General features: G+C 70.8%; 12 protein-coding genes. 9 read left to right on the top strand and 3 right to left on the bottom strand.

The genetic code is table 11. The features are described from left to right. The first annotated feature begins 106 nt into the window (after positions 1-106). Complete coding sequence (locus DEJ03_RS13020) at positions 107-949, top strand: formate/nitrite transporter family protein (protein WP_110864924.1); 843 nt, start codon at positions 107-109, stop codon at positions 947-949. Between the two features lie 57 nt (positions 950-1,006). On the opposite strand, the gene DEJ03_RS13015 is transcribed toward DEJ03_RS13020, so the two are convergent. Next, positions 1,007-2,218, bottom strand: coding sequence for an MFS transporter (locus tag DEJ03_RS13015; RefSeq protein ID WP_110864923.1), 1,212 nt, complete (start codon positions 2,216-2,218; stop codon positions 1,007-1,009). 95 nt (positions 2,219-2,313) lie between these two features. On the opposite strand from DEJ03_RS13015, the gene DEJ03_RS13010 reads away from it, so the two are divergent. Then, positions 2,314-3,015 (top strand): GntR family transcriptional regulator, encoded by a 702-nt coding sequence (locus tag DEJ03_RS13010; RefSeq protein WP_258370819.1) that lies wholly within the window; start codon positions 2,314-2,316, stop codon positions 3,013-3,015. 79 nt (positions 3,016-3,094) lie between these two features. Here DEJ03_RS13010 and DEJ03_RS18005 read toward each other — a convergent pair whose 3' ends face one another. Next, positions 3,095-3,244 carry a hypothetical protein gene (locus DEJ03_RS18005; RefSeq protein ID WP_155896754.1) on the bottom strand — a complete coding sequence of 50 codons (150 nt, stop codon included), beginning with the start codon at positions 3,242-3,244 and terminating at the stop codon, positions 3,095-3,097. 228 nt (positions 3,245-3,472) lie between these two features. On the opposite strand from DEJ03_RS18005, the gene DEJ03_RS13005 reads away from it, so the two are divergent. The 7 genes from DEJ03_RS13005 to DEJ03_RS12975 all read left to right on the top strand — a co-directional run bounded on the left by DEJ03_RS13005 (position 3,473) and on the right by DEJ03_RS12975 (position 12,451). Continuing rightward, on the top strand, positions 3,473-4,573 hold the full coding sequence (locus DEJ03_RS13005; protein WP_071246163.1) for a LacI family DNA-binding transcriptional regulator: 1,101 nt from the start codon (positions 3,473-3,475) through the stop codon (positions 4,571-4,573). 368 nt (positions 4,574-4,941) lie between these two features. Beyond that, the gene (locus tag DEJ03_RS13000) at positions 4,942-6,591 is read left to right on the top strand and encodes an ABC transporter substrate-binding protein (RefSeq protein ID WP_110864921.1); all 1,650 of its coding nucleotides are present in this window, start codon (positions 4,942-4,944) and stop codon (positions 6,589-6,591) included. Further along, positions 6,588-7,568 (top strand): ABC transporter permease, encoded by a 981-nt coding sequence (locus DEJ03_RS12995; protein WP_017886395.1) that lies wholly within the window; start codon positions 6,588-6,590, stop codon positions 7,566-7,568. Before DEJ03_RS13000 ends, DEJ03_RS12995 begins: the two co-directional genes overlap by 4 nt. A gap of 58 nt (positions 7,569-7,626) precedes the next feature. Next, complete coding sequence (locus DEJ03_RS12990) at positions 7,627-8,568, top strand: ABC transporter permease (protein WP_110858726.1); 942 nt, start codon at positions 7,627-7,629, stop codon at positions 8,566-8,568. Next, a complete protein-coding gene (locus tag DEJ03_RS12985) occupies positions 8,565-10,361 on the top strand; it encodes an ABC transporter ATP-binding protein (protein ID WP_110864920.1) in 1,797 nt (598 codons plus the stop codon). The genes DEJ03_RS12990 and DEJ03_RS12985 overlap by 4 nt, the downstream gene beginning before the upstream one ends. Further along, a complete protein-coding gene (locus DEJ03_RS12980) occupies positions 10,358-11,230 on the top strand; it encodes an alpha/beta fold hydrolase (RefSeq protein WP_110864919.1) in 873 nt (290 codons plus the stop codon). Before DEJ03_RS12985 ends, DEJ03_RS12980 begins: the two co-directional genes overlap by 4 nt. Before the next feature lie 24 nt (positions 11,231-11,254). Beyond that, complete coding sequence (locus DEJ03_RS12975) at positions 11,255-12,451, top strand: glycoside hydrolase family 1 protein (protein WP_110864918.1); 1,197 nt, start codon at positions 11,255-11,257, stop codon at positions 12,449-12,451. Positions 12,452-12,559: 108 nt separating this feature from the next. Here DEJ03_RS12975 and DEJ03_RS12970 read toward each other — a convergent pair whose 3' ends face one another. After that, on the bottom strand, positions 12,560-13,747 hold the full coding sequence (locus tag DEJ03_RS12970; protein WP_146237728.1) for an ankyrin repeat domain-containing protein: 1,188 nt from the start codon (positions 13,745-13,747) through the stop codon (positions 12,560-12,562). Positions 13,748-13,927 lie beyond the last annotated feature (180 nt).

Below are 13,927 nucleotides of genomic sequence, written 5' to 3'. Positions count from 1 at the left end.
GACCGGACGACGGACGGGAGGCCCGGTGCCGGCTGGCACCGGGCCTCCCGTCCGTCTCGGCGCGATCCTGCGGGCCGCCACGACGGCCGCGTATAGCGTCCCGGCCATGACCGACGACCGCCGACGTGAGCTCGGCACCAGTGACGCACCCGTGGAGGACGAACTCGCGGAGTCCTTCGACGCGACCATCGAGGAGGGCGCGGAGCGGCTGCAACGGACGACCCGGGCCGTCATCGTCACGGGGTTCTTCGGCGGCCTCGAGGTCGGTCTCGGGGTGATGGCGTACCTCGCGGTGCTCACCGAGACCGACAGCCACCTGCTCGCCGGGCTGGCCTTCGGCATCGGGTTCATCGCACTGCACCTGGCGCACAGCGAACTCTTCACCGAGAACTTCCTGATGCCGGTCGCGGCCGTGGTCGCCCGCGAGGGGACCGTGCTGCAGCTCGTGCGACTGTGGGGCGGCACCCTCGTGGCGAACCTGGCCGGGGGATGGGTGTTCATGTGGCTCGTCGTCCAGGCGTTCCCGCAGTGGCACGCCACGCTCTCGGAGTCGGCGCACCACTACGTCGACGCGCCGTTCGGACTGCAGAGCATCGTGCTGGCGGTCCTGGGCGGCAGCACCATCACCCTGATGACGCGGATGCAGCAGGGCACCGACTCGGACCCCGCGAAGCTCGTCGCCGCCGTCGCCGGAGGCTTCCTGCTCGCCGGGCTGCAGCTCTTCCACTCGATCCTCGACTCGCTGCTCGTCTTCGGTGCGATCCAGTCGGGCGCGGACATCACCTACGGGCAGTGGCTCGGCTGGTTCGGCTACACGCTGCTGTTCAACGTCCTCGGCGGGCTGGTGCTCGTGACGGCCTTGCGCCTGCTCCGGACGAAGGAGCTCATGCAGGACCGCCGCCGGGACTCCCAGGACGACCCCGAGCGTGCGGACCACGAACAGGGGTGACGGGCGCGACGGGCGGAGCCGACCGACGGGGCCGTTCGCAGTCAGTCCTGCGGACGGTCAGTCGTGCGAGCGGTCGCGTCGGGGCACCAGCGGGACCGCGAGCAGCGGGAGCACCGCCACGATGCCGAACGACGCCGCGAACCCGAGCGCACCGACCAGCGCCCCGATGCCCGGACCGACGGCGCTCGCCGCGATGAACTGCCCGGTGTTCTGCGCCCCGAGCGCCCGGCCGGACCAGAACGGCCCCGCCGCCTCGGCGACCGACGTGTACGCCAGCCCGTTGTCGGCGACCGTCACGCTCGTCGCGAGCACCAGGAACACCGCGGCCCCGGCCAGGTGCGTCGCGTCGACGACCGCGAGCACCGCCATCACCACCGCGGCGCTCACCGCCACGATGCGCAGGGGGCCGACGCGCGATCCGGCACGGTCGCTCCAGCCACCGACCAGGATCCGGCCGATCGCCCCGACGAACTGCGCGGCGCCGACGAGCAGCCCGGCCGCCGGTGTCGACCAGCCGAGGCCGACGAGCCAGACGAGCCCGTACGTCGACAGGGTGAACTGCGGCACCACGAGCAGGACCGACACCGCGTGCACCCGCCACAGGAAGCCGCTCGAGCGGTAGGGGTTCGCGGTCGCCGTCGTCGCCACCGTGGCCCGGGCAGGGCGTGGCGGGTCGGTGATCCCGATCGCGCAGCAGACGGCGAGCACGGCGCACAGCACGATCGGCAGGACCAGGGCCGTGCGGATCCCGGAGCCCTCGGCGAGCTGCGGCACCGTGACCGCCGCGAGCGTCACGCCGAGCGGCTGCGACATCTGCCGGATGCCCATCGCGAGCCCCCGGCGCTCCTTCGGGAACCACCCCACCACGACCCGACCGCTCGCGGCGTTCGTCGAGGCACTCGTCATCCCACCGGCCAGGAACGCCAACCCGAGCAGCACCGGGTCGCCCGCAGCGAGCCAGGCGCCCACCACGGCCAGCGTGGTGAGCACGAGACCGCCGGCGATGACGACGCGCTCGCCGAACCGGTCGGTGATCGCGCCCCAGGCGATGAGCGTCAGCACCATGCCGAAGGTCGGGGCGGCCGCGAGCAGCCCGGCGGCCGGCAGGGACGTGCCGCGGCTGAGCAGGTGGGGGATGAGGAGCGCCGGCGCGGACACGACGAGCGTCCCCGCCGCCTGGGCCGCAACCCCGAGGGCGAGCATCGTCCAGGCGCGGGCGGAGACCGGCGTCGTCGTGGTGGATCGCTGCGGGGCGTCGGTCGTGGGCATGCGTCTCGGCCGTTCGTCGTCGTTCCATCGCGGAACGGATTGGTATACCAGAACGGTATACCATTCCCGCCGTCACGCCGCTAGGCTTGTCCGCCGTGACCGACACGACCGACGCCGCGCCCGTGTCGCAGACGGCCCAGCTCTACGACAACCTGCGCGCGGCCATCCTGACCCTCGACATCGCACCGGGGGAGCGCATCTCGGAGCGGGGGCTCGAGGCACGGTTCCACGCCTCGCGCACGCCGGTCCGCGCCGCACTGTCGCGGCTCGAGCGCGAGGGACTCATCCTGCACGAGGGCCGCTCGTGGACGGTCACCCCGATCGACCTCGACGAGATCGCCTCGCTCGCCGAACTCCGCGGCATCCTCGAGCCCGCTGCCGTCCGGTTGGCCGTCCAGCGTGCCACCCCCGAGCAGCTGGCCGAGGTCCGCGGGCACCTCGACGCGCTCCAGCCCACCCCCGACCAGCAGGCCGGCATCCGCATGGGGTCGACGTTCCACCTCGACCTCGCCGCGCTCGGGGGCAACCGGTTCGTCACCGACGCCATCGCCGACGCCCTGACGCGGCTCGAGCGCACGCGCTGGATCGAGGTCCGCACGCCCGAGGCGCGCGACGCCGCCTGGGACGAGCACAGCGCCATCATCGACGCCGTGCGCGACGGTGACGCGGACCGCGCAGCGGACCTCGTCGCCGCCCACGTCGCCGGCACGAACGACCGGCTCCTCAGCTGGATCGCGCAGGAGCGCCGACGCCTGCGCGGGGCAGGCATGACGATCGTGGGCGCGGCCGAGCGCTGAGTGCGCGCTGACGTGAGCGGTCTGCGGGCGCCTGCCCGGGCCTCCTGGCCGTGTCCGGGGGGAGGCCGGGCGCGAGCCGCTAGCGCAGGTCCGTCGTCTCCTGCGGTGCGTCGAGGTCGTCGAACGTGCGGATCGAATCCGTGCGTTCGAGCAGCGCGTCGCGCACCTCGGCCTCGTCGTGGCTCGCGCGGAGTGCGAGCTTGCTCCCGGAACGTGTCGACTGTGACATGTCGTGTCCTTCCCCTGTGTGTGGGCAACCTGATCGGTGCGGGCACGCGGCCCGCTGGTGCGCTTCCTCACGGGACGTACTGAGGTCGGAACAGTGTCGCGCGACCCCCGCTGTCCCGCAAGCGTTTCCGGCACCGTGTGGAGAACTCCCGGCACACGGCATGCCTAGGATGGTCCGGCCGCACAGCGCGAGGCGCGGCACCAGCGGACGTCGAAGGGGAGGCACGGGTTGGCCGACCAGCGCACCGCACCTCCCACGGTCTACGACGTCGCCTCTGCGGCCGGCGTCTCCATCGCCACCGTCTCGCGCGTGCTCCGCACACCCGACGCCGTCCGCGAGGGCACTCGGGACCGCGTGCAGGCGGCGATCCGGAGCCTCGGCTACGTCCCGTCCGGCAACGCCCGTGCCCTCGCCGGCAAGCGCACCGGCGTCGTCGGACTGCTGCTGCCCGGGTTCGACGTGGTGCCCGACGAGCGGCCGGACCTGGTCACCGACGGCGGCGTCCGCGTGGTCGACGACCGGCGGCACGTGACGCAGCCGTTCTCGTCCAACCTGTACTTCGACGAGGTCCTGCGCGGTGCCGAGACCGAGGCCTGGCAGCGGGGGCTCGCGCTCATGGTCGCCGCCGGGCGGGGCTCGTCGCGCGACGTGATCGTGAACGACGTCGCCGGCCGGGTCGACGGGCTCGCCGTGCTGGCGCAGACCGTGCCCGACGACCTGCTCGAGCACGTCGCCCGCCGCATCCCCGTCGTGGTGCTCGCCGACGACCGGCGCTCGCACGGGTTCGACTCGGTGAGCGTGGACAACGCCGCGGGCATGCGGACCCTGGCGTCGCACGTGATCGGGCGCCTGGGGATCCGGTCCCTCGCGTACGTGGCGGGGCCGATCGACTCGCCCGACGACATGGAGCGCTCGGCGGGGTTCCGCGCGGCGCTGGCCGACCACGGGGTGCCGGCCTCGACGGTGCGCACCGTGCACGGCGACTTCGGGCGGGCTCGGGCGCGGGAGCTCGCGGTGTCGCTGCTGGCCGACGACGTCCCACGCGCCGTCGTCTGCTCGAACGACCAGTCCGCGCTCGGGGTGCTCGACGCCGCCGCTGCTCGGGGGCTCCGCGTGCCCGAGGACCTCGTCGTGACCGGGTTCGACGGCATCGACGCCGGTCGGTTCTCGTCGCCGCGCCTGACGACCGTGCACCAGCCGATGGGGGCGCTCGGCCGTGCTGCCGTCCTGGCGATCGTCGACCGGCTCGAACGCCGCGAGGGGCCGCCGCGCGCCGTGCGCCTGCCCGTCGAGGTGCTGCTGCGCGAGAGCTGCCCGCCCGCGCTGTAGGCGTGCGTGCCGTCGCGAGGCCGCACCGTGCAGCCTTCCGCATCCCGTGCGACCTTCCGCGCCCCATGCGAGTCCGTAGCAGTGCACAGAGCGGGCAACCTCGCACCAGTCGGCGCACCTTGCACCGTGCGCCGCCCTCCCTCAGGACCGCAACCTCGCACCAGTCGGCGCACCTCGCACCGTGCCGCCCCGCGAAACAACACCCGCAGTTGCACGTCGCGATGTAAGCGCATACATTGAGTACGTACCGAATCGACATGGAGGTCGACCGAGCAATGACGCTTCCCCCACAGCGCACGCGCGGCACGCGTGACCCAGGCCCCCGCCGTCGAGGCCGCCTCGTCGCGGCCATCGCAGGCCTCGCCGCAGTGGCCCTCGTGGCCACCGGCTGCAGCATCCAGGTCCGATCCGAACCCGATCCCACCATCGGCAAGGACACGATGCTCATCAACGCGGACCGCGGCAACCCGCTGTTCGACCGCAACTTCAACCCGTACATCGCGAACGCCCGCACGGCCTCCAAGTGGATGTACGAGCCCCTCATCGAGGTGAACCCCCTCGACGGCAAGCGCAACCCGTGGCTCGCCAGCGCGTGGAGCCAGCCCGACGCGAAGACGATCGACATGACGATCCGCTCGGGTGTCGAGTGGTCCGACGGGTCGCCGTTCAGCGCGAAGGACGTCGTCTTCACCTTCGACCTGCTCAAGAAGTTCCCCGCCATGGACGTCAAGGGCGCCTGGCAGCACATCAAGAGCATCGAGCAGGACGGCGACCACGTCGTCTTCCACCTCAAGAGCGAGGACGTCCCGAGCCTGACGATCATCGGGCAGACGTACATCCTCGGCGAGGACCACTGGGGCGGCGTGAAGGACCCGACGACCTGGCGCGACCCGAACCCGGTCGGCACCGGGCCGTTCGTCCTCGGCAACTACACCGACCAGCAGTACTCGATGAACAAGAACCCGAAGTACTGGCAGGCCGACAAGATCGCCATCAAGCACCTCATCCTGCCGGCGACGAACACGCAGCTCGACACCGTCACCCGCGGCTACGACTGGGCGTACTCGTTCATCTCCGACGTCAAGGGCACCTGGGGCGCCGCGTCGAAGACGAACGAGTGGTGGTTCCCGGCCGGCGGTGTGATCGGCCTCATCCCGAACCTCACGAAGGCGCCGTACAACGACGTCAACGTCCGCCGGGGCATCTCGCTCGCGCTGGACCGTGACGCCATCGCCGAGACCGCGTCCGAGGGCAACCTGTCGGCGGCGGGCCAGACCGGCCTGATCCTGCCGAACCAGGAGCGCTACCTCAACCCGGACATCCCCGACAAGGGCATGATCACGCAGGACACGAAGGCGGCGCTCGCCAACCTCGGGAAGTCCGGCTACACCGTGCAGGGCGGCAAGGTCGTCAAGGACGGCAAGCAGCTCGCCATCACGATCATGACCGCGAACGGTTACTCCGACTGGCTCCGCGCCGCGCAGGAGGTCCGCCGCGAGCTGACGGCCATCGGCATCAAGGTGACGATCCAGGCGCCGCAGCCCGCCGGGTACCAGCAGAACATCAACAACGGCACGTTCGACATGGCGATGGGCGGCATGGGCAACGGCGACGTCTACCAGGCGTTCAACTCCCTGCTCAGCAGCGAGTTCTACCAGCCCGTCGGCAAGTCGACCGTGAACAACTACGAGCGGTACAAGGACGCCGACACCCAGAAGCTCCTCGACGAGTACAAGGCGACGACGGACACCGCGAAGCAGCAGGAGATCCTCGACCAGCTGCAGCAGACCGTCTACGACGAGCTCCCCGTCATCGGCATGTACTACGGCGGGCTCTGGGGCCTGTTCAACACCGGCAAGTTCGTCGGCTGGCCGAGTGCGAAGGACCCCTACATGGCACCGCAGAACTACGACTCGGCACCGCTGCTCATCTTCACCAAGCTCCGGCTCCGCGACAGCGCCGCCGGCAAGCAGATCCTGCAGGAGCAGGACGCCGCGCAGCAGGAGGACCAGAAGTGAAGTACATCCTCCAGAAACTCGTCCTCTTCGTCCTGACCCTCTGGGCCGCGGTCACGCTGAACTTCGTGCTCCCGCGCCTGATGCCCGGCAGCCCGGCCGACGCCGCACTCGCGAAGCTCAGCCAGAACGGTCCGGTCACCGACGCCACCAAGAAGGCCATCGAGGCCCAGCTCGGGGTGCCGACCGGCAACCTCTGGGACCAGTACGTCAGCTACCTGCACCAGGTCATCACCCTCGACTTCGGCACGAGCTACACGTTCTACCCGCAGCCCGTCGGTGACCTCGTGTCGAAGGCCCTGCCCTACACGCTGATCCTCGTCGGGGTCGTCACGATCCTGGCCTTCGTCCTCGGCACCCTGATCGGTGTCGCGGCGGCGTGGAAGCGCGGGACCTGGCTCGACTCACTGCCCACCCTGTCGGGCAGCTTCATGTCGACGTTCCCGTACTTCTGGACCGCCCTGCTGCTGCTGTTCTTCCTCGGCTACGTGCTGCACTGGTTCCCGACCACGGGCGCCTACTCGGCGACGACGACGCCCGGCCTGAACGGTGCCTTCTTCGGCGACGCACTGCAGCACGCGGTGCTGCCGGCGGTCACGATCCTGGTGACGAGCCTCGGCGGCTGGATCATCGGCATGCGCAACGCGATGATCAACACCCTCGGTGACGACTACGTGACCTTCGCCGAGGCCAACGGCCTCCGCGGACGCACCGTCGCCATCCGCTACGCGGCCCGCAACGCGATCCTGCCGAACCTGACCGGCTTCGGGCTGGCGCTCGGTGGCGTGGTCGGCGGTTCCGTCCTGGTCGAGCAGGTCTTCGGCTACCCGGGCATCGGCTACCTGCTGTTCAACGCCGTCATCGGGCAGGACTACCCGCTCATGCAGGCCCTCTTCCTGATGATCACCGTGTCGGTGCTCATCGCCAACTTCATCGTGGACGTCATGTACGGCGTCCTGGACCCGAGGACGCGCCGATGACCAACAACATCACGAAGGCGGCGTGCTGCGCCCACATCAAGCACCCGGGGGCACGTCGATGACCAACAACGCAACCATCGCCGTGCGAACGCAAGACACGGAAGAACAAGCAGCGCCGTCCAAGTGGCGCGCCGCCGCCCGCCAGTTCGGCGTCGTCTGGTCGAACAAGAAGGCCCGGATCGGCATCATCATCCTCGGCGTCTTCGTGTTCGTCGCGGTCTTCGCCCCGCTCCTGGCCCCGTACGGCGCCAGCCAGAACGGCTTCGCCCGGTCCGCCGACGCGACGCCCGACCACTGGATGGGCACCACCGCCGCCGGCGAGGACGTCCTGTCCCAGATCATCTACGGCGCCCGCATCTCGGTCATGGTCGGCGCGGTCGCGGGCATCCTGTCCACGCTCGTCGCCGTCGCGATCGGCCTCAGCTGGGGCTACGTCCGCGGCTGGATCGCCGAGGTCATCGGGTTCATCGTGAACCTGTTCCTCGTCATCCCGGGTCTGCCCCTGATGATCGTCATCGCCGCCTACCTGCAGAACGGCGGCATCGCGGTGATCATCGCGGTCATCGTCGTGACCGGTTGGGCGTGGGGCGCTCGCGTGCTCCGCTCGCAGACGCAGTCGCTGCGCGGCCGGGACTTCGTCACCGCCGCCCAGTTCTCCGGTGAGGGCGCGACCCGCATCGTGTTCCGCGAGATCCTGCCGAACATGACGAGCCTCATCGTCGGCAGCTTCTTCGGGGCCGCCACCAGCGCCATCCTCGCCGAGGCGGGCCTCGAGTTCCTCGGACTCGGCGACTCGTCGATCGTCAGCTGGGGCACGATCCTGTACTGGGCGCAGAACTCGAACGCGCTCCTCACCGGGCAGTGGATCCTGCTCTTCGCGCCGGGTCTCTGCATCGCGCTGCTCGCGATGAGCCTCACCCTGATCAACTTCGGCGTCGACGCCGTGTCCAACCCGCGGCTGCGCGACGGCGCACGGCCCCGTAAGGAGAAGCGCGCATGAGCGGCTTGCCAGAAACGCACCCGGCAGACGGCCTGGAGGCGCCCACCGGCGCCGCCACGGGCCTCCAGTCCGACGCCCGTCACGACCAGGGCGACGCCTCCGTCCTGCTCGACGTCCGCGACCTGTCGGTCGTCTACGAATCGGCCGGCCAGAGCGCCGTCCAGGCCGTCGACCACGTGTCGTTCCAGCTGAAGAAGGGCGAGTTCGTCGGCCTGGTCGGCGAGTCCGGTTCCGGCAAGTCGACGCTCGGTTACGCGCTGACCCGGCTGCAGAAGCCGCCGGCGCGCACGAACGGCGGCAGCATCGTCTTCGCGGGCAAGGACATCCGCGACCTCGACGACGAAGCCCTGCGCCAGCAGCGGCAGGGCGGCTTCGCGATGGTGCTGCAGTCCGGCATGAACGCGCTCAACCCGGTGCGCACCATCCGGAACCACTTCATCGACGTCTTCAAGGCGCACGGCCACGTGTCGCGCGACCGCTGGGACGCCCGGATGAAGGAGCTCATCGAGAAGGTGAAGCTGCCGACGTCGATGCTCGCCCGGTTCCCCGGGGAGCTCTCCGGCGGCATGCGGCAGCGCGTCTCCATCGCCCTGGCACTCTCGCTCGAGCCGCAGCTCATGGTGTTCGACGAGCCGACGACGGCGCTCGACGTCCTCGTGCAGCACGCCGTGATGGACACGATCATCGAGCTGCAGCGCACCGAGGGCTTCACGGCGATCCTGATCAGCCACGACCTCGGCATCGTCCTCGAGGCCACCGAGCGCGTCCTCGTGATGCACGAGGGCCGGATCGTCGAGGACGGCGGCTCCCGCGAGATCCTCCGCGACCCGCAGGACGAGTACACGCAGATGCTCCTGTCGCACTACGCCGACCCCCGCGCCGAGGTGGTGTCGTTGCCGGGCTTCCCGGACCGCTCGCTCCGTGCCGAGGCCGGCGAGAAGCGGCAGGAGACGACCTCGTCGTTCAGTACCGTCGGGTCCCGCGAGCGCAGTGCCGCCCGCAACCCGATCGTCGTCGACCACATCGTGAAGACCTACCCGGCTCCCCGACGCGGTGAGCAGCCGGTGCAGGCCGTGCGCGACGTGTCGTTCACCCTCGAGCCCGGGCAGTCGCTCGCCCTGGTCGGCCAGTCCGGTTCGGGCAAGTCGACCATCGCGAAGCTGCTCACCGGCGTCGAGAAGCCGACCACCGGCACCGTCTGGTTCGGGGACCTCGACGTCGCCCGCCTCGGCAAGCGCGGCCTGCGAGACCTCCGCTCCGAGGTCCAGATGGTGTTCCAGGACCCGTACTCGGCGCTCAACCCGCTGCACACGGTCGAGTACACGCTGTCCCGGCCGATCGCGAACTACACCGGGCTCACCGGGCGCGATGCCCGGCGTCGGGTCCTCGAGCTGCTCGAGACGGTCGGGCTCACCCCGGTCGAGCAGTTCGCCCAGAAGCTCCCGCACCAGCTCTCCGGCGGGCAGCGGCAGCGCGTGGTGATCGCCCGGGCGCTCGCGAGCGACCCGCAGGTGATCATCGCCGACGAGCCGGTGTCCATGCTCGACGTGACGCTGCGTGCCGGTGTGCTCGCGCTGCTCGAGGACCTCCGCGAGCAGTGGGGCGTCTCGCTCCTCTACATCACGCACGACCTGCTGAGTGCGCGGCTCATCACGGACGACATCATGGTGCTCCACGAGGGTGCCGTGGTCGAGCGGGGGCACACGGCCCAGGTGCTGCAGGACCCGCAGGACCCGTACACGATCGCCCTCCTCGACGCCGTTCCCAACCCGCGGAGGACCCTGCGCGCATGACGAACCTGCACGACTTCCCGACGGTCCCGCCGTTCGGACACCTGCCCACCCCGGACGGCGTCGACGTCGTCGGGATCGACGTCCCGGTCGGGCGGCTCACGGCCTACCGGATCGTGCCCGAGGGGGTGTCGAAGGGCACCGTGCTCATCGTCCCCGGGTACACCGGCTCGAAGGAGGACTGGCGGACCTTCCTGCCCGTCCTCCGCGACGCCGGGTGGACCGCGGTCGCGATCAGCCGGCGCGGTCAGGCCGACTCGGCCGCGCCGACCGAACCCCGTGACTACTCCCTCGACGAAGAAGCCGCCGACGTCGTCCGGGTCGCGCGCCTGCTCGACGACGGTGCCCCCGTGCACCTGGTCGGGCACTCGCTCGGCGGTGTGATCGTCCGGGCCGCCGCGCTCCAGGACCCGTCGGCGTTCCGCGACGTCGTGCAGTTCTGCTCCGGGCCGCACGGGTGGCCGTACCGCAAGGTCGCCGAGCTGACGATCCTGCACGACACCGGCGGGAACCTCCGGCAGCTGTTCGACTCGACGAACCCGCTCTGGGCGTACCGGCCCGACGAGGAACTGCCCGACGACGTCCGGATGGTGCGCGACCGCTTCGACGCGACGAGCCCGCTCAGCGTCGTCGCCGGTGGCCACATCCTCGAGGACCACACCGACGCCTCCGACGCCCTGCGCGCTACGGGCCTGCCGGTCCTCGTCGCCCACGGCGAGTGGGACAACGCCTGGCCGATCCCGTGGCAGCGGGCGATGGCCGAGCAGACCGGCGCCGAGTACGTCGTCATCCCCGCGAGCTACCACGGCCCCCAGGTCGAGAACCCGCTCGGGACGGTCGCCGTCTTCGACGCCTTCCTGAGCAAGCACTGACTCGAACAAGCACTGAAAGGCACCATCATCTCCACGCTGCAGTTCCCCGACGGCTTCCTCTGGGGTGCCGCCACCGCCGCCCACCAGATCGAGGGCAACAACGTCAACAGCAACTGGTGGGTGCACGAGCACGAGCCGGACACCACCATCGTCGAGCCCTCGGGTGACGCGGCGGACAGCTACCACCGGTACCGCGAGGACATCCGCATCGCGGCCGAGCTCGGGCTGAACTCCTACCGGTTCAGCATCGAGTGGGCCCGCATCGAGCCCGAGCGCGGGTTCGTCAGCCGTGCCGAGGTCGACCACTACCGCCGCATGGTCGATGCCTGCCACGAGTTCGGCATCGAGCCGATCGTCACCCTCATGCACTTCACCGTGCCGCGCTGGTTCGAACGCGACGGCTTCTGGCGGGCACCCGACGCCGCCGACCTGTTCGCCCGCTACACCGAGGCCGCGCTCCCCGTGGTGCAGGACGGCGTCCGCTACGTCTGCACGATCAACGAGCCGAACATCGCTGCGATGCTCGCCGGCGGCGAGGACGCCGCCAACCTGGTGGCGTTCGGCCTGCCGAACCCGGACCTGGGGGTCGCCGACGCCCTGCTGGCCAGCCACAAGCGGTCGCGCGAGGTCCTGTCACAGGTGTCGGGCCTCCAGTCGGGGTGGACCATCGCGACGCAGGCCTTCAAGTCGTCCGGCGAGCCCGGGGCGGACGCCATGCTCCGCGAGTACGGGTACCCGCGCGACGACTGGTACCTCGAGCAGGCCGCCGGCGACGACTTCCTGGGCGTGCAGGCCTACACCCGCACGTTCATCGGTCCGGACGGGCCCCTGCCCGTCGCCGACGACGTCGAGACGACCCTGACCGGCTGGGAGTTCTACCCCGAGGCCTCGGCCGACGGGCTCCGCAGCGCGTGGGAGCTCTCCGGTGGCGTCCCGCTGATGATCACCGAGAACGGCATCGCCACCGCTGACGACTCCCGCCGGCAGGCGTACACCCAGGGCGCCCTCGAGGGCATCCACGGCTGCATCGAGGACGGTATCGAGGTCCTGGGCTACCAGCACTGGTCGCTCCTGGACAACTACGAGTGGGCCTCCGGCTTCCGCCCGACGTTCGGGTTGGTCGCGTGGGACCGCGAGACCTTCGAGCGCACGCCGAAGGACTCCGCGCGCTGGTACGGGCGGGTCGCGCAGGCGAACGCCATCGAGCAGGTCACCGTCTAGGACGGTCGACACCGCAGGCGCGCGGCGGACGGGAGGCCCTGCTCCCGTCCGCCGCGCTTCCGTGCGCCCCGCACCTGACCGGGGCACGGGCCGTGGTGCGGGCCGCGATCAGGCCGCGGCGAGCAGGTCGGCGACGGCCGTCTCGCGGAGCAGCTCCGCGCGGTCCACGGCGCTCGAGCCCTCGTCGTCGACGGCGTCCCGGTCGACGTCGAGCGACAGCACGACCCGGACCGTGTCGAGGTCGCCGGAGTCGACGGCCGCGATCAGCAGCGTCGCCCCCCGTGACCCGCGCGCCCTGGTGTCCGCACCCGCGGTGGCGAGCGCACGCACGATCGCGGCGTGCCCACCCCACGCAGCGCGGACGATCGGTGTGTTGCCGTCGCCGTCACGAGCCTCCAGGTCGGCACCCGCTCCGACCAGCACGTCGACCGCCCGTCGCGCGTCGCGGTCGATCGCCAGCGTCAGCGGTGTCCGCCCCTCGGTGTCCTCCAGCTGCAGGGTCGCGCCGCGGCGCAGGAGTTCCTCGAGCATCTCGGGGTGGTCGAACCACGCGGCGGCGTGCAGTGGGGCGAAGCCCCAGCGGGGATCGACGTCGTCGACGTCGCTCGCGTCGTCGGCCAGGTGCAGTCCGCCGAGGTCACCGTAGGCCGCTGCCCGCACCACCTCGGTCGTCCACTCGACCCAGCCGTCCGGCACCGGGCCGTGCCAGCCGCGTGCCGGGCGTGCCTCGAGGTCGGCGTACACGCTCTCGGCGACGCTCCGGATCGCCACCCGGACGCCCCGGAACCGGATCGCGACCTCGCCGACGGGGGAGACCAGTAGGCGGAGTTCCCAGGCGTCGTGCTCGTTCAGGTACTCGAGCTCGCCCCGGGCGACGTGGGCGTCACCGGCGAGCAGTGCTGCGGCGTCGACACCCGGCGGGTCGATGACGGCGTCCCGGAGCCGGAGCGACACCCTGGCGTGGTTCCAGCGGCGCCACAGGCCGCTCGGGGTGTCGAGGACCTCGTCGTTGCGGACCACGATGTCGGCGCGCACGACGACCGGGTCGGGCACACCGTGTCCCGGCAGGTCGACGGGGGTCGTCACGTCGTCCTCGTCGGCGTCCGGGTCGACGACGGCGTCGGCGGACTCCACGACCCAGCGTTCGATCCGTGAGTCGGTCCACTTGACGGTCAGGAGCGCGGCGACCGTGGGCGGGGCGTCCTCGAGCAACCGGGTCACGTGTTCGCGCTGGCCGTCGAAGTCCTCGAGGGAGACGTAGCCAACGGAGGGCCAGTTCACTCGACTCCATCGCACGGGACGACACTACCGGCGTCCGGCGGCGGGGCTGCGGTGCGAACTCATCGCACTTGCAATTATCACACTTGATATGTCGTACCGGTATATCGTATGGTGGTCCGGCAGCGGAGGTCCCGCCGCGCCTGATCCGGAAGCGCACCCATGACCCCCAGTCCCACCTGTCTCTTATACACATCT

It is taken from the genome of Curtobacterium sp. MCLR17_043 (assembly GCF_003224215.1).
GTDB lineage: Bacteria > Actinomycetota > Actinomycetes > Actinomycetales > Microbacteriaceae > Curtobacterium > Curtobacterium flaccumfaciens.
This window is presented reverse-complemented; position numbering and strand designations above follow the sequence as displayed.

Excerpts from the sequence above, each read along its gene's own strand:
- DEJ03_RS13020 (WP_110864924.1), top strand. The coding sequence starts at position 107 with ATGACCGACGACCGCCGACGTGAGCTCGGCACCAGTGACGCACCCGTG.
- DEJ03_RS13015 (WP_110864923.1), bottom strand. The coding sequence starts at position 2,218 with ATGCCCACGACCGACGCCCCGCAGCGATCCACCACGACGACGCCGGTC.
- DEJ03_RS18005 (WP_155896754.1), bottom strand. The coding sequence starts at position 3,244 with ATGTCACAGTCGACACGTTCCGGGAGCAAGCTCGCACTCCGCGCGAGC.
- DEJ03_RS12990 (WP_110858726.1), top strand. The coding sequence starts at position 7,627 with ATGACCAACAACGCAACCATCGCCGTGCGAACGCAAGACACGGAAGAA.
- DEJ03_RS12985 (WP_110864920.1), top strand. The coding sequence starts at position 8,565 with ATGAGCGGCTTGCCAGAAACGCACCCGGCAGACGGCCTGGAGGCGCCC.
- DEJ03_RS12980 (WP_110864919.1), top strand. The coding sequence starts at position 10,358 with ATGACGAACCTGCACGACTTCCCGACGGTCCCGCCGTTCGGACACCTG.